The organism is Ruminococcus sp. YRD2003 (assembly GCA_900109435.1).
Lineage (GTDB): Bacteria > Bacillota > Clostridia > Oscillospirales > Ruminococcaceae > Ruminococcus > Ruminococcus flavefaciens_G.
The window spans coordinates 73544-95555 of the sequence record FNZT01000014.1; the positions used below are offsets into that span (position 1 = coordinate 73544).

18 protein-coding genes and 1 tRNA gene are annotated in these 22012 nt (G+C 50.1%); 7 read left to right on the top strand and 12 right to left on the bottom strand.

The features are described 5' to 3' along the window. Both pyk and BMX22_RS12490 read right to left on the bottom strand, forming a co-directional pair. Positions 1-1425: a pyruvate kinase gene (gene pyk, locus BMX22_RS12485; RefSeq protein ID WP_074742758.1), complete on the bottom strand. Its 1425-nt coding sequence runs from the start codon at positions 1423-1425 to the stop codon at positions 1-3. 20 nt (positions 1426-1445) lie between these two features. Further along, on the bottom strand, positions 1446-3800 hold the full coding sequence (locus tag BMX22_RS12490) for an ATP-dependent helicase (protein ID WP_074742759.1): 2355 nt from the start codon (positions 3798-3800) through the stop codon (positions 1446-1448). A 487-nt stretch (positions 3801-4287) separates the two neighbouring features. Between BMX22_RS12490 and glgA the strand changes: the two genes are divergently transcribed. The 5 genes from glgA (at position 4288) to BMX22_RS12515 (ending at position 9355) form a co-directional block, all read left to right on the top strand. After that, positions 4288-5742, top strand: coding sequence for a glycogen synthase GlgA (glgA, locus tag BMX22_RS12495; protein WP_074742760.1), 1455 nt, complete (start codon positions 4288-4290; stop codon positions 5740-5742). Between the two features lie 124 nt (positions 5743-5866). Further along, on the top strand, positions 5867-6484 hold the full coding sequence (locus BMX22_RS12500; protein WP_074742761.1) for a flavodoxin family protein: 618 nt from the start codon (positions 5867-5869) through the stop codon (positions 6482-6484). An 18-nt stretch (positions 6485-6502) separates the two neighbouring features. After that, the gene (locus tag BMX22_RS12505) at positions 6503-7162 is read left to right on the top strand and encodes an HAD family hydrolase (RefSeq protein WP_074742762.1); all 660 of its coding nucleotides are present in this window, start codon (positions 6503-6505) and stop codon (positions 7160-7162) included. Positions 7163-7165: 3 nt separating this feature from the next. Beyond that, positions 7166-7429, top strand: a complete 264-nt coding sequence (locus BMX22_RS12510; RefSeq protein WP_074742763.1) for a hypothetical protein — start codon at positions 7166-7168, stop codon at positions 7427-7429. Between the two features lie 360 nt (positions 7430-7789). After that, positions 7790-9355: a carbohydrate-binding domain-containing protein gene (locus BMX22_RS12515; protein WP_074742764.1), complete on the top strand. Its 1566-nt coding sequence runs from the start codon at positions 7790-7792 to the stop codon at positions 9353-9355. Positions 9356-9530: 175 nt separating this feature from the next. Here BMX22_RS12515 and BMX22_RS12520 read toward each other — a convergent pair whose 3' ends face one another. Both BMX22_RS12520 and BMX22_RS12525 read right to left on the bottom strand, forming a co-directional pair. Next, positions 9531-11243: a vWA domain-containing protein gene (locus tag BMX22_RS12520; RefSeq protein WP_074742765.1), complete on the bottom strand. Its 1713-nt coding sequence runs from the start codon at positions 11241-11243 to the stop codon at positions 9531-9533. Continuing rightward, the gene (locus BMX22_RS12525) at positions 11240-11914 is read right to left on the bottom strand and encodes a hypothetical protein (protein ID WP_074742766.1); all 675 of its coding nucleotides are present in this window, start codon (positions 11912-11914) and stop codon (positions 11240-11242) included. Before BMX22_RS12525 ends, BMX22_RS12520 begins: the two co-directional genes overlap by 4 nt. A gap of 466 nt (positions 11915-12380) precedes the next feature. Between BMX22_RS12525 and BMX22_RS12530 the strand changes: the two genes are divergently transcribed. Continuing rightward, positions 12381-13793, top strand: a complete 1413-nt coding sequence (locus BMX22_RS12530; protein ID WP_074742767.1) for a D-alanyl-D-alanine carboxypeptidase family protein — start codon at positions 12381-12383, stop codon at positions 13791-13793. A gap of 44 nt (positions 13794-13837) precedes the next feature. Here BMX22_RS12530 and BMX22_RS12535 read toward each other — a convergent pair whose 3' ends face one another. The 4 genes from BMX22_RS12535 to BMX22_RS12550 all read right to left on the bottom strand — a co-directional run bounded on the left by BMX22_RS12535 (position 13838) and on the right by BMX22_RS12550 (position 18028). Beyond that, positions 13838-14575, bottom strand: a complete 738-nt coding sequence (locus BMX22_RS12535; protein ID WP_074742768.1) for an SH3 domain-containing protein — start codon at positions 14573-14575, stop codon at positions 13838-13840. An 82-nt stretch (positions 14576-14657) separates the two neighbouring features. Beyond that, the gene (locus tag BMX22_RS12540) at positions 14658-15809 is read right to left on the bottom strand and encodes a serine hydrolase domain-containing protein (protein ID WP_074742769.1); all 1152 of its coding nucleotides are present in this window, start codon (positions 15807-15809) and stop codon (positions 14658-14660) included. A 2-nt stretch (positions 15810-15811) separates the two neighbouring features. Continuing rightward, positions 15812-16069: a DUF4236 domain-containing protein gene (locus BMX22_RS12545; protein WP_074742770.1), complete on the bottom strand. Its 258-nt coding sequence runs from the start codon at positions 16067-16069 to the stop codon at positions 15812-15814. A 6-nt stretch (positions 16070-16075) separates the two neighbouring features. Further along, positions 16076-18028, bottom strand: coding sequence for a bifunctional diguanylate cyclase/phosphodiesterase (locus BMX22_RS12550; protein WP_318259741.1), 1953 nt, complete (start codon positions 18026-18028; stop codon positions 16076-16078). Positions 18029-18180: 152 nt separating this feature from the next. Here BMX22_RS12550 and BMX22_RS12555 point away from each other — a divergent pair. Further along, a tRNA-Ala gene (locus BMX22_RS12555) sits at positions 18181-18256 on the top strand. Positions 18257-18446: 190 nt separating this feature from the next. On the opposite strand, the gene BMX22_RS12560 is transcribed toward BMX22_RS12555, so the two are convergent. The 4 genes from BMX22_RS12560 to BMX22_RS12575 form a co-directional block, all read right to left on the bottom strand. Continuing rightward, the gene (locus BMX22_RS12560) at positions 18447-19778 is read right to left on the bottom strand and encodes a tyrosine-type recombinase/integrase (RefSeq protein ID WP_177173028.1); all 1332 of its coding nucleotides are present in this window, start codon (positions 19776-19778) and stop codon (positions 18447-18449) included. 181 nt (positions 19779-19959) lie between these two features. Beyond that, on the bottom strand, positions 19960-20184 hold the full coding sequence (locus tag BMX22_RS12565; RefSeq protein ID WP_074742772.1) for a helix-turn-helix domain-containing protein: 225 nt from the start codon (positions 20182-20184) through the stop codon (positions 19960-19962). A 76-nt stretch (positions 20185-20260) separates the two neighbouring features. Beyond that, a complete protein-coding gene (locus BMX22_RS12570) occupies positions 20261-20578 on the bottom strand; it encodes a hypothetical protein (RefSeq protein ID WP_074742773.1) in 318 nt (105 codons plus the stop codon). A 95-nt stretch (positions 20579-20673) separates the two neighbouring features. Then, positions 20674-22012, bottom strand: a 1339-nt coding sequence (locus BMX22_RS12575; RefSeq protein ID WP_207645885.1) for an ATP-binding protein, incomplete at its 5' end; no start/stop codon positions are given.

Here is a 22012-nt window from a genome sequence, read left to right on the forward strand (position 1 = left end):
TTATTTACCTATCCTTTCTACTTTCATGAGATTGGTAGTTCCCGACACACCGAGGGGAACTCCCGCAGTTATAGCTACGAGGTCGCCGTCCTCAACGAGCTGATGAGCCTCAGCCTCATGGACAGCAGCCGCGAAAAGCTCGTCAGTGCTGTTCTTTTCGTCTATGATATAGGGAATGACTCCCCAGCTCATATTCATCTGTCTGCAAACCACATCGCTCATAGTGCAGCTTATAATCGGGCAGAGCGGGCGGTACTTGGAGATAAGGCGAGCGGTCTGACCGCCGAGCGATACAGTGATAATAGCGCGTGCATCGAGGTCGTGAGCAGTGGTAACGGTGGCGTGAGCGATAGCTTCGGCGATATTACCGTCGGGATTTGAACTGCGCTTCGAGAATCTGCCCTTGTAGTCGATGTTGTTTTCGGTCGTCTCGGCGATAAGAGCCATAGTCTTGACCGCCTCTACGGGAAAAGCGCCCGCAGCAGTCTCGCCCGAGAGCATAATCGCGCTCGTACCGTCGTAGATAGCGTTCGCAACATCGGTTATCTCCGCACGTGTGGGACGCGGATTTGTTATCATAGATTCGAGCATCTGCGTCGCGGTAACGACCTGCTTGCCCGCGTTGTAGCCCTTGTGGATAAGGTCTTTCTGGATAGCGGGTATCTGCTCGAATGGTATCTCAACGCCCATATCTCCGCGCGCGACCATGATACCGTCGGCTGCCTCGAGTATCTCGTCGATATTCTCGACTCCGTCAGTATTCTCTATCTTTGCGATTATCCTAACGTCGAACCAGCCGAGGCTCTGCGTGAACTTTCGCAGGTAATTGATATCAGCGGCCGAACGCACAAAGCTTGCGGCAATGAAGTCGAAGCCCATTTTCGAGCCGAATTCGAGGTCGTCCATATCGCGCTCGCTGAGGTAAGGCATCGAGAGCTTGACCCCAGGTACGTTTATTCCCTTGTTGTTGGAGAGCTTGCCGCCGTGGATAACGCGGCAGACGATATCGGTGCCCGAAACTTTCTCGGCTACGAGCTCGATAACTCCGTCATTGATGAGGATACGGGTGCCGATGCTGACATCACGCGGGAGCTTCTTGAAGCTCACTGAGCCTATCTCTGCTGTACATGGAACATCCTCGGTCGTGAGGGTATATGTGTCGCCGTCTTTTATCTCGACGGGCTTGTTGTCCACGAACTTGCCGAGACGTATCTCGGGCCCCTTCGTATCGAGGAGGGTCGCTATCGGCAGGTCAAGCTCCGCACGGAGCCTCTCTATCTGTCGGAAGCGCTTCTCGTGCGTTTCGTAGTCGCCGTGGGAAAAGTTGAATCTTGCTACATTCATTCCCGCGAGCATGAGCTCGCGCATAATATTTTCATCGTCTGTTGCGGGTCCGATAGTGCATACTATCTTGGTCTTTCTCATAGTTAAGTGCTCCTTGCCGCTCAGACCTTCCTGAGCTTTGCGTAATTTGCCATAATTTTCTTAGTGCCGACCTTCTCGAAAGCAATTTCGAGCATTGAATCGTTAGCCATAGGCTTAACGGAGAGTATAGTCCCCTCGCCGAAAATGCTGTGAGCCACGCGCTCACCGACCTCATAGCTGACAGCCTCCTTGGCGTTTGTCTGCCTTTTCTCGCGTGCAAGCTGCTGCTGAAGCGAGGACGACCGCACCTCCGTTACGGAGTTGTCGCTTTCCTCAAGTCTGCTCTTGACAGCCGCGGCATTGTCGGTCTTGACGATCATATCCCTGCCTATCTCCTTGATAAAGCGCGAGGTAACGTTATGCTGTGTCTGACCGAAGAGCATTCGCCTGCTGGCGCTGGTGATGAAGAGCTTCGCGCGCGCACGTGTTATCGCAACGTAAGCGAGACGGCGCTCCTCTTCGATATCCTCCTCGCTGTCAATAGAGCGCGAGCTCGGGAAGATACCCTCCTCAAGCCCCGTGATATAAACATTGTCGTACTCAAGACCCTTTGCGGAGTGGATCGTCATGAGAGTGACTCTGTCCTCGGTGCCGTCGTCGCGGTCAGCCTCGGTATAGAGTGCGACCTCCTCAAGGAAGCCGCCCAGAGTTGGCTCCTCCGCGGAGTTCATATACTGCACGGCAGAGCTGCGCAGCTCCTCTACGTTCTCGATCTTGGTATCGGCATTTTCGAGTGTTTTGAGGTAGCTGAGGTATCCCGTCCTGTCGAGAACGATATCAATCAGCTCATCAAGAGCGGCAGTCTCCGCGGCTTCTATCAGCTCACCGAACATCGCCGCAGCAGCTCTCAGAGCGGAAGTTTTCTTCGCCAGCGGAGCGTAGTCCTCGCAGTGGCAAATGACATCATAAGGGGTGAGCTTGAGATCGCGGCTGATGTCGTCGATGAGGGCGATAGTCGAATCACCGATACCGCGCTTGGGCTCATTGATTATGCGGCGGAATCGGAGCATATCTCCCGTATTGTCTATGAACGCGAGATATGAGAGTATGTCACGTATCTCCTTTCGGTCGTAGAATCGCATACCGCCGTAAACGCGGTACGGAATATTCGCGCGGACAAGCGCACGCTCGATCGTATTGGACTGAGCATTCATGCGGTAGAGCACGGCATTTCTTGAATATGTGCCCGTGACCTCATAGTCCTTCTTTATCGAATCAGCGATAAACTGGGCCTCGTCGTTCTCATCGTAAGCCTTGTACCAGTCTATCTGCTCGCCCTGTCCTTTGTCTGTCCAGAGTGACTTTTCCTTACGGCTCGTATTGTTGGAGATAACAGAGTTAGCCGCATCGAGAATGGTCTGGGTAGAGCGGTAATTCTGCTCGAGGCGCACGACCTTAGCCCCCTCGAACTGCTCCTCAAATCCGAGGATATTCTCGATATTCGCACCGCGGAAGCGGTAGATGCTCTGGTCGTCGTCGCCGACAACGCAGATGTTCTTATGCTCCTGCGAGAGCATCGACACGAGCATGAACTGCACGTGATTGGTGTCCTGATACTCGTCGACAAGTATGTACTTATACTTATTCCGATATTTTTCGAGCACATCGGGGAAGTCACGGAAGAGCTCGACGGTCTTGCAGAGTATATCGTCGAAATCGAGACCGTTTGCCGCACGCAGACGCTCGTCATAAAGCTTATACAGCTTGGCGATCGTCTTTTTGCGGTAGTCCTGCCCCGCCTGCTCGCGTAGCTCATCGGGAGATATCATCTTGTCCTTGGCGCTGCTTATCTCGGCGAGCACAGCCTTGGGAGCAAGCTGCTTCTCGGAGACATCGAGCTCGGTCATGACATTCTTTATCATGCGCTGACTGTCATCGGAGTCATATATCGTGAAATTGCTGCCATATCCGAGCGCCCCTATCTCGCTCCTGAGAATGCGCACGCACGCTGAATGGAACGTGGAAGCATGGATATTCAGAGCGTCCTCGCCGAGCATAGCAGATAGGCGCTCCTTGAGCTCGCCCGCAGCCTTGTTGGTAAAGGTGATAGCGAGGATATTCCACGGCTTTATCGGGTCGACGGCAGCGATGCTTCGGAGCATATCGGCGTCGTCCTCCTTGCCCTCGGCATAAGCACGGAGGAAAGCCTCGTCCATTTTGTTGCCTTCACGCGAATCGTCGTAGTAGGCGTTGCCGAAGTTTATCATATTCGCGATACGGTTGACGATAACAGTCGTCTTGCCGCTTCCCGCGCCCGCAAGCACGAGCAGAGGACCGTTCACAGTAAAAACAGCCTCGCGCTGGCGGTCGTTCATACGGCTGAAGTACCTGTTCAGAGCAGCTCTTTTAGCCTCGGTAAAAGTGTTTTTGTCCATATATACCTTCTCCGTTAAAGATTAGATTTACAGCTTTAAGGCAATACCGCACAAAGCTTGTGCTGGAGATGCGCCGACAGATTTTTCGTCAGATTGTATAGAAATTCCGCAGGCATACTGACGTATGTCAAGGGATTTCTGTGCAAGATGACGGAAAATATGCAAGCATATCCAGTACAAAGCCTTCTGGCGGGCTTTGTGCGGTGTTGCCGTAAAAATACAGCCTGATATTTTACTCATTATTAAAGATATTATACCACAAAACGATTATTTTGAAAAGACCTTTTTAAAAAAATATGTCAGTCAAAAAATTTTTTAGGCACAGCTTACACATTATCTCTTCATTTTTTATTATATGACACAAAAGTGTAAATAATTTGTGTATTTTTAATACTTTTCTATTGACGGGATTTTGATTTTGGTGTATAATATAGTATGTAAAGCTGCAATTAATACGCAGGATTTAATGAAGATTGGAGTTGACACTATGAATAACATACTTTTTGCCGCTTCCGAATGCGTGCCCTTCGTCAAAACAGGCGGTCTTGCCGACGTTGTGGGCTCTCTCCCTCAGTATATCAACAAGGACGAGTTCGACGTAAGGGTCATACTCCCCTACTACACCTGTATCCCAGCTAAATTCAGGGATAACTTCAAATATGTCACACACTTCTACATGGACTACGGTCTCCGTCCCGACGGAGTTCACGTAGGTATCATGGAGTACGAGTACAACGGTATCAAGTTCTACTTCGTTGACAACGAGTACTACTTCAAATGCGACTACCCGTACACCTCCGACACGAAATGGGACATCGAGCGCTTCACCTTCTTCTGCAAGGCAGTGCTTGCCATACTGCCCGTAATAGGCTTCCGTCCCGACATCATCCACTGCCACGACTGGCAGTCGGCACTGATACCCGTGTTCATGCACTCTACCTTCGCAACGAACCCCTTCTACAGCTCGACAAAGTCCATCATGACTATCCACAACCTCAAATTTCAGGGTATTTGGGACATCGAGACATTCAAGTACAACACAGCCCTGCCCGACTATATGTTCACATCGGACAAGCTCGAATTCAACCGTGCCGCGAATATGCTAAAGGGCGGTCTCGTGTATGCAGACTACATCACCACAGTCTCCGAGACCTATGCCGAGGAGATAAAGTACCCCTTCTTCGGCGAGCAGCTCGACGGACTTCTCCGTGCGCGCTCTGCATCGCTCCGCGGCATCGTAAACGGCATCGACTACAATGTGTTCGACCCTTCCAACGACAAGAAGCTGTATGCCAAATACACAGTCAAGGACGCAAAGTCCAAAAAAGCAGTCAACAAGGAAAAGCTTCAGGCGGAGCTCGGTCTGCCCGTTGACAGGAACAAGTATATGATAGCGATAATCTCCCGCCTCACAGACCAGAAGGGGCTCGACCTCGTAAACTATGCCATCGAGCGTATCTGCGACGAGAACACGCAGTTCGTCATCATCGGAACGGGCGAGCAGAGATATGAGAATATGTTCAAGCACTATCAGTGGAAGTACCCCGACCGCGTCTGCGCGATAATCAAGTACTCCGACGACCTTGCACACAAGCTCTACGCCGCGGCAGACACCATGCTCATGCCGTCGCTGTTCGAGCCGTGCGGTCTGACTCAGCTCATAGCGCTCCGCTATGGTACTGTACCGATAGTCCGCGAGACAGGCGGTCTCAAGGACACAGTCGTGCCGTACAACGAGTTTGACGGCACAGGCACGGGCTTCTCGTTTGCCAACTACAACGGCGATGAGATGCTCGGAGCTATCAACTACTCCAAGTCCGTATACTACGACCACCGCGCCGAGTGGGACAAAATGGTCAAGCGCGGCATGGAGGCAGACTTCTCGTGGAACAGCTCCGCGCGTCAGTACGAGGGTATGTACAGCTGGATGATAAACTGGTGACCCCTGTCGGTGTGCGGTGACCCGCCGCCTTCATTCAAAACGTCACAAACGATAAGCTATGCTGAGGGGCGGAGCCTTTTCCGCCCCTGCTTCATGAAACGAACACATAGAGGTAAGAGAAAAAATGAAAGTCCTTATACTTAACGGAAGTCCGCATCAGAACGGAAATACATCCATCGCAATAAACGAGATGCTGAAGGTCTTTGCCGAGGAGGGCATCGAAACAGAGACATTTCACATCGGCAGCAAGAATATACGCGGCTGTATAGCCTGCGGCGGATGCGCTGAAAAAGGAAAGTGCGTATTTGACGATGCAGTGAATGAGATAGCCGAAAAATTCCGCGATGCCGACGGTCTTGTTGTGGCTTCGCCCGTTTACTACGCTTCCGCAAATGCAACGCTCATCGCCTGTCTTGACAGGCTGTTTTACAGCTCACATTTTGACAAGACGATGAAGGTAGGCGCAGCTGTAGCTGTCGCAAGACGCGGAGGATGCTCGGCAACCTTCGACGAGCTGAACAAATACTTCACCATCAGCGGTATGCCCGTAGCTTCAAGCACTTACTGGAACTCAGTCCACGGCAGGCTCCCAGGTGAGGCAGCGCAGGACATCGAAGGACTCAGGACAATGCGCAATCTTGCGAAAAATATGTCTTTCCTGATTAAGTCGATAGCTCTCGGACGCGAAAAGTACGGTCTGCCGACTCCCGAGACAGGCGAGATGACACACTTTATCAGATAGGTCAAAAGGAATAACTCAATGGATATTATCAAAGGCGCAATTTTCGACATGGACGGTCTTATGGTCGACACTGAAAAGCTATACCTCCGCTACTGGAAGGAAGCCGCCGCCGACTTTGGCTACGAGATGAAAAACGAGCACGTTTACGCGATACGCAGCCTCGCCCGCAAATACTCGATCCCCAGGCTCAAGAGCTTCTTCGGCGAGGACTTCCCCACCGAGGACGTCCGCAAACGCCGCACCGAGCTCATAAACGCACACATCGAAAAGTACGGCATCGACGTAAAGAAGGGCTTGTTCAGGCTCCTTGACTTCCTGAAAGCACACGGGATAAAGCTCGCGGTCGCAACCGCAACTCCGCGCGAACGCGCACTGAACTGTCTTGAAAAAATAGGGGCGCGGCAGTATTTCGACGCGGTGATATGCGGCGATATGATAACGAACGGCAAACCCGACCCCGACATCTACCTCACTGCTGCCCATGAACTCGGGCTGCCGCCTGAGCAGTGCGCCGCCTTCGAGGACTCGCCAAACGGCATCAGAGCAGCACATTCGGCGGGCTGCCAAGCAATAATGATACCCGATATGACTCCGCCCGACGAGGAGACTGCTCCCCTGCTGAGCGCAGTATACGACGACCTCTCACAGGCTGTCAGCTACTTTGAAGGGAGGGTCTGAAAAATGCTTTCCAAGACGAGTGTATCCACGCTGTTTGATATCCCGAAGTTTTACTATTTCGACAGCGGCAACGACTACTCGGGAAGTCTCGGTAACTTCGCGTACAAGGTCTACACAGGCGAGACGCTGCGCGTGCTGACATGGCACGGACGTCTCTGCTCCGACAAAGCCGATATCGAACACGAAAAAGAGTTCGACCGTACACAGGAAGGCTTCGACGCCATGATAAAGTGGCTTGAGGACACCTATAACGGCAAAACAGAATAACACAAAACAGCCTTCCGAAAGGGGAGCCCCCTTTGGCGGTTTCGCAGGATACCGAATATGGTGCCGTAACCTTACGGCTCGGTAGCCCACAAATTCCGCTAAAGGAAGCACACTAACGGGAGGCTGTTTCTTTATTTTACCCGACATATCTGCGTATTCCTTGGTCGATCACCTTTCTGCATTCGCCTTTTGAGCAAAGATAAATTGGCAGCACAATAGAAAAGGCGGGACAGATATTGACAAATGCGCATGAATAACCTTAAATAATATTAAGATAATTTTAAGAATTGTAATTTATAATACAAATTAAACGATCAAAAGCTCGGAACCCCCAAAAAACAGAAAAGGAGTATTTACAATATGAACAGTTTGAACGTAAAGAAGCTGCTTGCCGTCCTCTCATCGGCAGCGATGATAGCGGGAAGTACGCCCGCCATGCCCACTATGGTAAAGGCTGCCGAGACCGAAACCGTCAGCACTCTCATCGGAGACGTCAACAACGACAACAAGGTAACGGTAGCAGACTCGGTAGCTATCCTCCAGTATATCGCGAACAAGGACAAGTACAACCTCTCGGGGCAGCTCCTGCTGAACGGCGATGTCTACAACCGCGGAGACGGTATCACTGCCCGCGACGCCCTCACGATACAGCGTCTCGACGCGAAGATGATATTCTCACTGCCCGAGTCTGAGATGGAAACTTCCTCAACCACATCGACGGGCACAACTGTGACAACAACAGCCTCTACCACCGCTACCGCTGCGGGTACGGTAACTACTTCCACCGATGTGAAACCTGCTGCGGACATCACATACATTCACCTCAAGGGCGACAAGGCGGAGGTCGCAGGCGACCACGCAGCCGTCAGCGGCTCCGTCATAACGATAGACCATTCGGGCACTTATTACGTTGACGGCACGCTCAGCGACGGACAGATAAACGTCAGCGTAGCGGACGAGGTCGCTGACCCCGAGACAGTCAAGATATTCCTGAACGGCGCGAGCATCACAGGAAAGAGCGCACCTGCAATTCTCATCACAAACGCCGAAAATACGTCGATAAACCTTGTTGACGGCACCGAGAATACGCTCTCTGACGGCACAACGGCTTATGCGGGCGACAACCTCGGGCTCGCAGTGATCGAGGCTAAGGACGATATTACGATAAAGGGCGGCGAAAAGGGCACAGGCGTGCTCAGCATCACAGCCAACACTCAGGACGGTATCTCCTGCAACAACGACGTCAAGATAAACGGCGGCACGGTAAACATCACGACACTCAACTCGACCGACAAGACAGACGCTGTCAAGGGCAAGACCTCCGTTACTGTCAAGGACGGAAACCTCACGATAGACGCTGAGGGAGACGGCATCAAGTCGAGCAAGGGCAGTGTTGCCTTTGAGGGCGGCACAGTCTCCATAAAGGCAGGAAATGACGCAGTACAGGCAGGTACACGGATCGAAGCCGTCGGCGGCACGGTCATTGCAGGAGGCGACCGCGGCTTCACGGCTGTTGAGGCAGTCAACATCACAGGCGGCGAAGTGTATGCAACAGCAACCGATAATCAGGTAGATGCAAAGCTTCTCGCAGGTTCGGCACGCACTGTTGCGCTTCTCAACTGCATAGACGACTCTACGAACGAGAAAGACGGTATGTGGAAGAAGACGAACACTGTTGCGGCGAGCAGGAACTTTGATATAAAATTCACCAAGAAATATAAGTATGTGCTCATCAGCACGACAGACATAAACGGCGCAAAATCGTGCAATTTCTTTAATCTTGGAACCGATGCTGTCGTAACTCACACCGACGGCAAGCAGACGCAGTTCGACCTCAGCAATGTCACCGTATTTGAAAGTGTTGACCCCTCGGGCGGTGTGACTCCGACCGAAACAGACACTCCCAGACCTCCCGCCGAGCAGTAAGCATTCTCACATTCCGAAACTCATTGTTCATATCATAAAGGCAGCAGCCGCAGGGATCAGTGCGCTCCACTTATCCTGCGGCTGCTGTTTTCTTATAGATCAGAAGTATACTTCGCAGAACGCGCCGTTATACTCAACTACGTCATCATACGGGATCTGCTGATAGATACGCTATTTACATCTGAGCGTTGAACAAAGCGGCGAGCTCATAGACGACATCGTCGTTATCGGCGTCGATGTAAACAGCTTCGTTTACTGTAGAAAGCTTCTTCAGGGAATCGATCTGCTCGTTGTATCCGATAGTATAGATCGGGATACCGTAGTGCTCGACGAGCTCAACGGTGGGGTCGAGCTTAACGCCCTTATTGCACATACCGTCGCTGAGAACAAAGATCATGGTCTTAGCTTCGGGGTGCTGCTCCTTAGCCTCGTTGATCATATTGATACCGACGAGGAGGGCGTCATAGGTAGCGGTAGAGCCGTTAGGCTTCATTTTCTCTACAGCGCCCGCGAAATATGAGCGCTGCTCAAGGTCGAACTGAGCGATAGGCAGATTGATGTAGACATCGTCGCTGTAGGAGATAAGTCCGATGTAATTATCGGTCTTGATATTCTTTGAAGCTTCGAGCAAAGACTGTTTAAGGCGGATTATCGGGTCGCCGTTCATACTTCCCGAAACGTCGGCAATAAAGAGAGCGATAGTGGGAGTACCCGAATCCTTCTCCTCTTTCCAGAGCCGCTGAGCGCTGATTATATCGGCGCCGCTGATGCGGTTCTTGTTGTAGCTGAAAGTCTGATTGGGGTCGAAGCCGTAGTCGGCAGCCTTTTTCTGGTGGTCGCTCTGCATAGCGAAGTCAGCGAACATTTTGAGGACTTCCTCCTCGTACTTATCAAGGTCGCCGACCTTATAGAGCGGGTTGCTGTGCTTGTAGCCGAAAGGTATGAAATCGTAGGAGCTCTTGAGAACAGGGCTGTTCACGTAAGCCTGATACTCCGTAACGCCCGCCTGTAGCGTACCGCTCTGCATAGCATTGACCATCTGGTCGGTGGTATAGCACACGAAGGGTATGCTCTTCTGGAGCTGCTGGAACTTGCTGACAGAGTCGGCGCTGAGGATATCGTTGGCATCGAAGTGCTGGAGTGAGCTTACGAGGAAGTTGAGACCCGTAGCGGACGTATAGGGATAGGTATAGCCCATCTGGAGGTCACCCGCAACGACGGAGTCAACGACTGATTCAAAAGTTACGGAACCGTAATTTGCCTCGATAGAAGAGCGAGCCGTTTTCGAGAGCGCGATACCTGCGGTATTGGGGACGAGCTGTTCCTCGACCACAGTGAGCTTTGCACCGTTCTGCATAGCAAGCTCGCCGAACAGCATATTTGAGGGCGTATAAGCCTGCGGAACATAAACGTTATTGCAGATATAATCGGACGCCGCACCCGAAGCGATACTTCTTATGCTGACGGAGGCAATCCTGTTGTCGGAAAGGCGGAACTTCCTGTCGTTGAACTCATTGGCGACCTCATTGAGCCAGCCGTTCTGAGCCTTGCCCGCCTTTTCGGAGGTAGAGAAAATCTCGATGTCAACGTCCCCGCCGCCGATGACGGTCAGGGGATATTTGGTCTCGATATTGGGCAGATTTGCAGCAGCGTTGTCGGAGTAATCGACAGTCCCCTTTACTTTCTCGGTATTATGCACCTTGATCTTGTCAAGGAACTTATCCATATTTCTCTCAGCCTGCTGCTGAGTAAGAGCGTTCTCATGACCGCCATTGTTTGAGCCGAGGTGTTTAGGGATATTCACCAGAGCGATTATCATCACCATAGTTGCAATAACGCCCACAACAGCAATTATGATAGGGATAATGGGATTTTTTTCTTTTTTCATTGCATTTCACCGCTTTCAAGATCTTTTCTGTAATCGCGAATAGACTCTATCAGGAGATTAAGGGATCTTATCTCAGCCTTGCCCGAATCTGTCCCCGTGAGCTGTGAAGCTTCGATGAGGAGGTTCGTATAGTCGCTCAGAATCTTGTCATTGCTCGCAACGAGCGAACGCACGTATTTACGGTGCTCGGTGAGCTCGTTGCCTGCCGAGGACTGCATAATGGCAGCGCGTTTCATAAAGAGCACCATATTATTGAGCATAACGGACTCGACATCCTGATTCACGACCTCATAGACACCGCCCTGATAGCTGATAGCATTGAGGGTAGCCGACTTCTTCTTGAAGAGCTCCCACTGCTGGATCAATCTGACAGCTTCCTGACGGCACGGTGAGTAGTTTCGCAAGTCCTTGAGCACCTTGATATAGTCATCGGGCTCATTAAGGGAATCGAAGGTCTGCTCCGTGATGATGTAATCGGGCTGGAAAGCCTTTTTACCCTCGCCTGCGAGCTTGACGAAGAAGTAGTTGCCCGCGCACATCGCGGTCATAAAGGCAACGATGGCGAAAACAGCCGCAGCCGCGTTATCGAGAACACCCGTAGACGTGAAAACGAGAGCACCGACTGCCGCAGCAGCGCAGTTAAAAACGATCTGACCGAGGTACTTTTTCAAAGGCAACCCTCCCCTCTCTGATATCAGGTTATATTATATACTATTTGCGCACAAATGTCAATCTGTCCATTTATGAAAAATAGCCTTTGGCGGGACAGGACCGCTATTATTTTATAGAATTAAAAAACGCGAAGCGGAGATCGCAGGGGTCCGGGGTGAGGCTCTCACCCCGGCAGGGGGTGAAACCGAGGGGGACGGCGTCCCCCTGAGCAGCAGGCTGGCGAGCGAAGCAAAGCCTGCCGACCGCCCCGTACATCTTCGCCTCGGCGAAGCCGACGAAACATCCACCGATACCGCATTGCCGCAATAACAGTATACCGCGAATCGGACAGTGCAGACACACCGCACTAAAAAATCTCAATTACATATTGCTATTTTTCAAAAACTATGATATAATAATAGGGTATGTAATCAAGGCTCCGAACGGAGCAGAATATAGATGAAGAAAACAGAAAGCAGGTAGCTTATGAAAAAGAAGGTAATATCGCTCCTTTCAGCGGCGGCAATGCTTATCCCGACGCTGAACGCAATGGACGCGGGCGCAATAAATTTCACACTGAACACGCAGATAAAGAGCGAATCCGCCATACTGCTGAACCTCGACTGTGACGAGATAATCTATGAAAAAAACGCCGATGCCAAGCAGATGCCTGGACCGCTTGTCAACATAATGACAGCCGTTGTATGCATAGAAGAGTGCAAGGACCTCAGCGAAGAGCTGACCATTGACGAGGAAGTATACTCGCCGCTCTACGTGACAGACTACCCCGACGACCTCCGCTTTGCCGAGATAGAGGACGGCGATATCCTGACATATACCGACCTTCTCTACGCGATGATGCTGAAATCGTCAATTGAAGCATCACAGACCATCGCCTATAACATCGGCGGAGAAAGCGTGACAGCATTTGTAGAGAAGATGAATGCAAAGGCAGCGGAGCTCGGGCTGAACGACACCCACTTCACCAATCCGACGGGACTGTACGACCCCGAGCAGTACACGACCGCCCGTGATATGGCAGTACTCACCAAGTACGCACTGAAGACAGCGCATTTTGATTCGATATGTTCCACATATGAGTACACGCCCTCCGTCCCCAATCTCGAGCGCCACCCCGACAGAGAGTCGTGGGTATGGTACCACTCTAACCTTATGATGGACAAGGACAGCGACTACTACTACGCAGGCACCCGCGGCATAAAGACAGCAAACCTCGAAATGGGCGGACGAAACATCGCCGCCACGGCAAGCAAGGACGGCAACAACTACCTTGCCATATGTCTGAAATCGCCGCTGAATAACGCCGACGGCGACAACACATTCTACCACCTCAATGACTCTATCACGCTGTTCAACTGGGCATTCAAGCATTTCTCGTATCAGGTCGTGCTCCCCGATTCGGCAGAACTCGGAGAGATACCTGTCGAACTTGCAGAGGGCAACAACTACGTACTTGCCAAGCCGAAGGAAGAGATGACGATGCTGTGGTACAACGACGTAGATACGTCGCTCATCAGCAGGGACAACATCAAATGGTACAAGACCTCGCTGAAAGCACCGATAAAGAAGGGTGAGCCGCTCGGAGTAGTAACGCTTGAATATGCAGGCGAGCAGATAGGCACGATGGAGCTCGTAGCAGTCTCCGACGTAAACAGGTCTGTCACGAAGTACAACCTCTACGCGGCAAAGATGTTCCCGAAGGCGTCATGGTTCAAGAAATCGCTGGTGATATCGGGAGTTGTCTGCCTCATATATATACTCATCTGCATATACGCGTATGTCATCTTCAAGAACAAGAAGAAGCCGATAAAGCCGATATACGCAGTCCCGAAGGTCGAGGGACAGAAAAAGCGCAAAAGACCATCCAATAAACAATAATATGTAAAGGCGCACATTAGGGGCTTCCCTCGTGCGCCTTATTTTTACAATACGATAAAGTCCGCGCTGGAATAGCCGACGATACCGTTATAGTCGACCACATACCAGCCGTCAGCAGCCCCGTTTATCATCACGGACGTCCCGTTCGGGATAGAGCCGAGTATCTGCGACGAGGTGCTTGGATAGGCGCGGATATTCAACCCCGAGCCGTCCGTGGCGACCGTCCCCCAACGCACAGCCGACGGGCGTATGAACGGTATACCGAAGTAATCGCAGAGCGAGCGTGCAAGGTTAGCGGCGATATTGCCGAGCTCGCTCTTTATCCATGCTTCGTCGGCGTAATTATCGTGATATCCGAGCTCGCACAGCACCGCGACAGCCCTTGTATTGAGCACTTCTCCGAGTGTATAGGTCGGCACGGCTCTGACCTTGTCTGGGAGAGGATAGATACTTTTGAGGTTGTTGGCGATAATGTTGGCGAGCTTTTCACTTGCGGCACTCTTGGGCGCGAAGTAGATGTCGATACCGCGCAGACGTCCCGAAAGCCTGTCTGGAGCGGCATTCGAGTGCAGAGCGAGGTGAACGTCATACTGTCCCGAATTCGAGTCCTGAATAGCCCCCGCGAAGGTGCGGTCGGGATCGTTGCGGACGAACTTTATCCCGCAAGAGCGCAGATATGGCTCGAGCCTGTCTGCGAGCAGGTTCATATACAGCTCCTCATTTCCGCCGCTGACATAGCTGTTGTACTCCTGCGTAGAGGGGCTGAGAAAGATCTTAGGCATAAAAAACACTCCTTTCACTGACGGGTAAGACCCATATCAGTATATGCGAAAGGAGTGTGCAATGTCCCGCAGTCAAGCGGAGTCATCTGCCCAGCTCATCGTAAACGATGCGGCTTATCTCGGCAGCCTGCCATGTCGTGCCCGCGCCCGCTATCTGTGTAAAGAAGAGGACAGAAATGCCGTTTTTGAGGTTGAAGTTGAAGTAAGTGCCTGTCCAGCCGTCCCAGCCGCACTCCCCTGCTCCCGTCCTGACCTCAGCAATATCGGGTTCGGTCATAACGCGCATGAGGCAGCCGTAATTATAGCCTTTGAGCCTGTCCCACATGGTATTCTGCGCTGCGGAAAGGAGCGGCGAGGTCATAAACTCCACCGTATCCCTGCCGAGGATACGAACGCCGCCGAATTCTCCCCCATTGCAGAGCATCCGAGCGAACCGCGAATAATCGTCTATGGTGGAGCACAGACCTGCACCGCCCGACTCAAAAGCAGGCGGCTTGCTGAAGTCCGTGAGTGCGAGATAGCGTCCCTCATCGCGGACGAGCGCACCTCCGCACCACTTATACAGAGCGGTAAACCTGTCCCGCTTGTTCACAGGTACATAAAATCCCGTGTCGCACATACCGAGGGGCTCAAAAATATGTTTATGCAGGAACTCGCCGAAAGGTACATCAGCGGCTTTTTCGATGATACCTCCGAGCACATCCGCGGAGATACCGTAATCCCAGCGCGAGCCCGCCTCGAAAGAGAGCGGTATCTTTGCCGCAGAGCGCGTGAACATCTCCGTAGTTACGGGAATACTGCCCCTGATACCCGCCTCTGTCATGTCGAAGAGCTCGCCCGCCCTGCGAACGGACAGGTCAAAGTTGTTCGGATACGGCAGTCCCGCTGTCATAGTGAGCAGATGCCTGATAGTAAGCTCTCGCCCGCACGGGACAGCCCTGTCGCCGTCCTGACGAGTAATATCCGCAAACTCGGGGAAGAAGCGGGAAACACGGTCATCGACAGAGAGGAGACCCTTCTCGCAGAGTATCATCGCAGCCGCCGCAGTAACGGGCTTTGTCAGCGAGAAAAGGCGGCAGATAGAATCTCTGCACATAGGGAGCTCCGCCTCCCTGTCAGCGAAGCCGAAGCAGCCCGAATACAGCTCCCTGCCGTCCTTGAAAACGAGGCAGGAAGCGCCGATAGCGCCGTCCGCGATAAACCCGCTGCAAACACGGTCTATCAGCTCATTCATGTTCACTTCTTCTTTGCGGAAGCGGGCTTTTTAGCGGAAGACGAGGTCTTTTTCCCCGCAGAGGAAGATTTTTTCTTATCGCCCGTCGGGAGCTTGGCATCGTAAGAAATACCTGTCCCTGGCAGACTTGCCGTGACCTTTTTCTTGCTGACAGTCACCTTAGCCTTCTTTCCGCCGACGGTGACGCTCGGACCGCTCTTATTCGCGTTTATTTTGATAAGATCGCCGATCTTGAAGCTTTTTTTGATATGAAGACCCATAATAGATTACCTCCGTTGACTATTGATAAATTCGGGCGAGATCCTGAGTTTTCCCGCCGAAATAGATTCCCTGACCTTGTCATAGGGAACGGGCTTGCCGAAGAGATAGCCCTGAAGCTTATTACAGCCTATAGAGCGCATGAAATCAAGCTGTTCATCAGTCTCGATACCCTCGGTGAGCGAGCTCATACCGAGCAGCTCCGACAGTTTCACGACAGATTCAAGGATAGTTTTGGTCTTGTCATTGCTGCCGAACCCCTTTAAGAACTGCATATCTATTTTCACAACATCAAAGCTGTGATCCTTGAGGACATTGAGCGACGAATAGCCGCTTCCGAAGTCATCGAGCCAGACACTGTAGCCGCTTTTCCTGAGCCTGCTCATGAGGTCGAGGAGGACATCGCCGCTGTCGGCAAGTGCGGACTCGGTTATCTCGACGTCGATAAAATCGTGCGGAACGCCGTACTTTTCTGTTTTCTCATCAAGGCTTGCGACGATATCGCAGAGCTCGAAGTCGAGGCGCGAAAAATTGAGCGAAACGGGGACAACGGGGAAACCATCTTCGCGTGCCTTTGCGAACTCACTGCAAACTATCTCCATCATGCAAAGGTCGAGCTTATGTATCTGACGGCAATCCTCGAGCGTCGAGATAAAGACCGCAGGAGAGAGCAGACCGTAGTACGGGTCGTCCCACCTTGCGAGAGCCTCAAATCCGCAAACGGTACAATTATCCGAGGAAATGAGCGGCTGGTAGTAAGCCTTGATGTAGCCTTTTTCAATGGCGTTGTCGATGTTATTGAGGATATAGTTCCTGAGCGTGAAGCTGTCCTCGAGCCCCTTGTCATACAGGCGGAAGCAGCGGTCATAGCGCTTTTTCAGGGTATTGCAGGCAAAACGGGCGCGGTCACAGGCAACGCTGATATCAGTCTCGCCTTCCTTCTGACGGTAAGCGCCGCATTTGAGCTGCAAATGGATATCTCTCCGCAGCTCGTCGATCCTCTCCGCGAGCCTGTTCACAGCCTCCGTGCAGCCGTCCTCATCAGTGAGCACAGCGAAGTGGTCGTCCGAGTAGCGAGCGACAAGAGCCCTCGGAAAAGTATCTTCAATAGCCTTCGCGACCTCGATAAGCAGCTGATTACCCTCATAGAACCCGTACTTCTCGTTAAAGGACTTAAAGTTTTCAATATCGAGGAAGAGGAAGAGCTTACCTTCAAGGCTGCCGAACTTCTCAGCCTCACGGCGGAAGTAGACCATATTGTGGATACCCGTGAGCTCGTCAAAGACGGAAGAACGTTCAAGACTTCGGTTCACGTCGATAAGCTTTTCATCCTTGATCGCCTGAGAGCGTGTATTGCTGTAATTACTGATACATATCATCATAATGGATATCCAGAGGATGAAGAAGTTGATCTTCGTGGCGTCGGTGACACCGACCTTCCCCGTATTGACCGCGACCATTTCGTTCATGCGGACATAGAGGTACAGGCACGAAGCAGTAGAGACGATAAAGCTAATCACAGGTCTCCACGTTATGAGGCAGACCGCATAGAGCACCATAGTGACAAAAACGAGTATCTGCTCGCCCTTGCTGTAATCGTTCAGCGAGACATTTATGCCGAAGTACAGACAAATGAACAAAGTTGACAGCAGCAGGAAGCGTCCTGTATTACGTGCTTTGATTTTTCCCGATAAATGGAGGGAAGCATAAATGAGCACAACGACAGCGGTAACGATGAGAATAAGGTAGTTGGAATAGTATTTTGCGAACAGATACGAGAAGTTATCGAGCAAATCGTCACGGAACATAACGTGTGTCATACGGATTATCATCCACAATTCGAGAACGATAATAATAGCAGACATATATATGCTCGAACGCATATTAGCTTTAAAGAAGTATTCGCTTATAAAAGGGCTGTTTTTGTTCAGACCAAGGGCTTCTCTTATCCTTTTCAGCAAAACGACGCCCCCTTTCAAATAACATTGATTTATTTTATTATACCACAATATTATCAAAAAGTCAATCTTACGCACAGAAACAACTATGCAAAATGCAATATATAATTTCCACTTGACAAATCACCGAAACTGTGGTATAATATTCAAGCAATGGGGCATTAGCGCAGCTGGGAGCGCATCACACTGGCAGTGTGGGGGTCAGGGGTTCAAGTCCCCTATGCTCCACCAATAAGAAAAAGCCTATGTTTAGCCAAAAACATAGGCTTTATTTTTTGACTGTTATGCTTTGAGCGGCAGAAATGGCAATATTTCCGTTATGATTTCCGTTACTGGTATCAAGAACTGCATATAGTGACTGCAAATGCTGAAGCATTCAAATAAAAAAATAAGGCTCTCTGTTACGGAGAGCCTTAATTTATTAGTCCTCCTCTTCCTTGCGCCTTTCAAGCCTGAGTTTATCCTCAAGAGCATTAGATGCGATCTCGTCCGCGGACTGAATAGCGTGAATATATATCTTACTCGTCGTAGCGATACTGGAATGTCCCAGCCTTCGTGAGACAGTCGGGATACTTACACCCTCAGCGATCAGAAGCGTTGCATGGGTATGTCGGAGGGAATGCGGCGTAAAGTACGGCAGATCGTTACGCTTAACAAATTTCCTTACCCAATCACTGACACTGTATGGGTTCATAGGCGTTGAATCGACCTTGGTGAATAAACGGTCGTTCGGTACTGTTCGTGTACTGCCGTCTGCAAGAATGATCTGTATTTCGTCCTGCCAGTAATCATCAAGCTCAGTTCTCCGCTTCTGCCAATATTGCTGATATTCACGAAGTTGTTCTAACATTGTATCTGACAGCTTGATAGTGCGATATGAAGTATCGTTCTTAGGAGACTTTGTAATTATCCCCATATGATCTACCGCTTGGCTCGTCCTTCTTATATGTATGACTTTCTTCTCAAAATCTATATCCTTCCATTCAAGTCCGAGCAGTTCTCCTCTGCGGATACCGCTGTAGATGAGCAGATACATAATTGTCTTCCACTTGATAGGTTCATTTTCAAGCAGCTCCAGAACGTGTCTTACCTGTTCATCATCAAGGAACGCAGCTTCCTTGCGCTCCAACTTCGGAGCTTTCATATGGTTCCTGTCAGCGATATTGAAGGGAATAAGCCTGTCTCGAGTCGCCTGCGCCAGTATTGTACTGATGAGCTTATGATAGTGGAGTACTGTCTTGTCTGATAAGCCACCCGTATCAAGATGAAGTTCAAACAATTTCTGAACAGGGATATTTAACCCTTCAGCTATCTTCTCGGCTGACTTGATACTGATGTGTCCGTCAGGTTTGCATACTGCGCTGATGGTTGTAGATGATACTCCGCATAATTCAGCGAACTTGTCCTTGGAAAGGTGCATTTCCTTTCTTATAACATCTATCTTGTCCGAAACAGCATAAGCGCCTGTTCGCTTGACGCCGTTTTCACGCAGATTGCTATAGAACATCTGCAAATGGCGGGATTGCAGCTTTATGAGTTTGATATGTCCCAGTGCTTCCTTAATATCTCTGAACATACCTTTATAACATTCATATGTTTTAGGAGCAAGCTGAGGCGGACGGTTCATCTCCAGCCATTCTTCTCCGTAGTCACCAAAACGCATATTACTATCGTAATATTGTCCTTCTTTGACAGCGTCTTCAAACTTAACGATCTGCCTCTGAAGCTCCTTCTGTATTTGTTTATCGCTCATACCTTCCGGTGGCTTCCAAGTCATTGACCTTTCAATTTGCTTACCGTTGCAGTCGTATCCGTCATACGTCCTAATATAATATGTAATTGTCCCATTCTTTGAAATGTGTTTCTTATATGTCGCCATTATAGGCTCCTTTCTATGAATAAGGGGCGTTCCGTGAAACGTCCCTGTTTAGCCTTTAAGCAGTTATTTTTCTGATTCTTGTCTCTGGCTCGTCCGGGGTAAGCGTATGCGTATCAAGATACTTCATAAGAGCTTCCCAATTCACAAGTATCGAGCGTCCAGCCTTAACAGATGGAATCTCTCCGCTGTTTACGAGAGTTAGCAGCAATCTGCGGCTGATACCGATATCGTGTTCGTTGCAGAGCTTAAAGGTCTCATTGATGCTGTTCATCTTCTTCATAAAGGTTCCTCCTTTCCGAACAGGTGACACCCTGCCCTATTTTATATAGTATTAATTTAGGATATAGAGTCCTCAATTAATAATCCAAATGATATAATTGTGGGAAATAAGGCCCAAGCAAGTCGATTTCTGTCGATCTATTCTTCAGATATTTAACATATTCAACATATTTATTGAATACATATAACACAGGTTCTGCACCTAAGGTAGAAACGAGATTGTCGAGCTTTTCGAGCGTTAAAGTATGCGCAGAAACATCGTAGGACTTCAATGTTCTGATGTTGAGCTTCATAGCAGCAGCAAGGTCTTCATCGGTCATTTTTTTTGTGTTCTGCCACTCGCGCAGCCAACTCCACAAAACTTTTGAAAGCGGTGGTGGGATGAAGTTATACATAATTATTTCTCCCTTCAGGTAGGACTTGACCTACCGTAAAAATTGTCATATAATGAAGATGTGGAGCGCCCTTTATGGGCGCAACCCGTATCAACTTATTTTATATCGTACTCCGTCTTTAATCTTTTATACAGCGGCGTATCAACGAACTTAATAGCCTTCGCGTGTATAACAACAGGCTCATTCACTCCATCCACTTTATTGTATATCTCAGCGCAGAGAATGATATCTCCGATTCCCATGGAACCGAAGCCAGCGTCAGCTGGGTTCCTATATCCAAGCTCGGCAGCTATGCGGTCGAGCGACTTAGCAGGCTTGAAAAATATCTTTATGCCAGCCTCCTTAACTACGTCGATAGCATGACTGGTTGTTGAAACATAGTGTTGTGTCATACCTATGAACCTCGTATGGAATTTCCTGCCTTGTGTGAGTATAGTGTGCAGAGGACTTTCCTCAGCGAAGCTTTGATCTTTGATCTCGTCGATTACGATGCTCAGCGGAGCTGAGTCATGGTCACGTTGCCATTCGAAAGCCGACGATATCAATGCGTCAAGCAGAGAGTGAATTTTATCGCCAGACTCGTTCCCGAAGGATATAACAGGGATTTTCTTCGATTTTTCAAAGAATTCTCCCCATCCCTGCTCCTCAAAGCCGATAAGTTCAATATCATCAATGGTTGCACTTATAAGGCTGAATACCTTATTGCCAACCTTGCTACCTCTTTTGAGGGTATTACGAAGCACTTCTATGCTTACCGCCGTAAGTGTTGGTGCTTTCTTCAGCATATCAGATATGATGCCATCGACAATCTTGATTTCGTCCTTATCGAGCTTACAAATAGCCTTGATAAAGCCCATGATCCGGCGCTTCTTTGCAGCACGATTACTACAATCGCCAATAAACAGCGGATTTACAGGAAGTTTTCCTTGCCCGCCGCCAATTTCAATAAACTCGAATAGAGCGGAGACTACCTCTTCTGGAAGTGCCCTGAGGACCTCGTCTCTTGTGAATGAGCGACTGACATCTAAAACGAGCATATGACTCCCCAGCATCGCTAAGGAGGGCAAGAGATTTGTTGTACAAAAGCTCTTGCCACGACCGCTCTGACCTGTTATGAACATACTGTCGTTACTCTTGTTCCTATAAGATACATCCTTGCCGACGTAATGTCCGTCAGAAGTTACGCCAAGCGGAAGAATGTCGTTATCCTCGAAATCCGCATAGTCGAGCAGAAACTTCTGATAGTCAGCAAGTTCGAGCCTTTTGCGGTTCTCAGCGTTGATTAGCTGCTTGCTGACGCCGTAGGTATACAGCATATAAGGCTCACCATTGGAATTCTGTACGTGAAACCGGTAACACTTGCTATTGTGATCGTTGATATTTAGGCATTCGTTAGCCTTTAACGCATCTGTCAGCGAGTTAACACCGTGGAGC

What these genes read in the sequence shown, in the direction of transcription:
- pyk (WP_074742758.1), bottom strand. Translation starts at nt 1,425, where the DNA reads ATGAGAAAGACCAAGATAGTATGCACTATCGGACCCGCAACAGACGAT.
- BMX22_RS12490 (WP_074742759.1), bottom strand. Translation starts at nt 3,800, where the DNA reads ATGGACAAAAACACTTTTACCGAGGCTAAAAGAGCTGCTCTGAACAGG.
- glgA (WP_074742760.1), top strand. Translation starts at nt 4,288, where the DNA reads ATGAATAACATACTTTTTGCCGCTTCCGAATGCGTGCCCTTCGTCAAA.
- BMX22_RS12500 (WP_074742761.1), top strand. Translation starts at nt 5,867, where the DNA reads ATGAAAGTCCTTATACTTAACGGAAGTCCGCATCAGAACGGAAATACA.
- BMX22_RS12505 (WP_074742762.1), top strand. Translation starts at nt 6,503, where the DNA reads ATGGATATTATCAAAGGCGCAATTTTCGACATGGACGGTCTTATGGTC.
- BMX22_RS12510 (WP_074742763.1), top strand. Translation starts at nt 7,166, where the DNA reads ATGCTTTCCAAGACGAGTGTATCCACGCTGTTTGATATCCCGAAGTTT.
- BMX22_RS12515 (WP_074742764.1), top strand. Translation starts at nt 7,790, where the DNA reads ATGAACAGTTTGAACGTAAAGAAGCTGCTTGCCGTCCTCTCATCGGCA.
- BMX22_RS12520 (WP_074742765.1), bottom strand. Translation starts at nt 11,243, where the DNA reads ATGAAAAAAGAAAAAAATCCCATTATCCCTATCATAATTGCTGTTGTG.
- BMX22_RS12530 (WP_074742767.1), top strand. Translation starts at nt 12,381, where the DNA reads ATGAAAAAGAAGGTAATATCGCTCCTTTCAGCGGCGGCAATGCTTATC.
- BMX22_RS12535 (WP_074742768.1), bottom strand. Translation starts at nt 14,575, where the DNA reads ATGCCTAAGATCTTTCTCAGCCCCTCTACGCAGGAGTACAACAGCTAT.
- BMX22_RS12540 (WP_074742769.1), bottom strand. Translation starts at nt 15,809, where the DNA reads ATGAATGAGCTGATAGACCGTGTTTGCAGCGGGTTTATCGCGGACGGC.
- BMX22_RS12545 (WP_074742770.1), bottom strand. Translation starts at nt 16,069, where the DNA reads ATGGGTCTTCATATCAAAAAAAGCTTCAAGATCGGCGATCTTATCAAA.
- BMX22_RS12560 (WP_177173028.1), bottom strand. Translation starts at nt 19,778, where the DNA reads ATGAGCGATAAACAAATACAGAAGGAGCTTCAGAGGCAGATCGTTAAG.
- BMX22_RS12565 (WP_074742772.1), bottom strand. Translation starts at nt 20,184, where the DNA reads ATGAAGAAGATGAACAGCATCAATGAGACCTTTAAGCTCTGCAACGAA.
- BMX22_RS12570 (WP_074742773.1), bottom strand. Translation starts at nt 20,578, where the DNA reads ATGTATAACTTCATCCCACCACCGCTTTCAAAAGTTTTGTGGAGTTGG.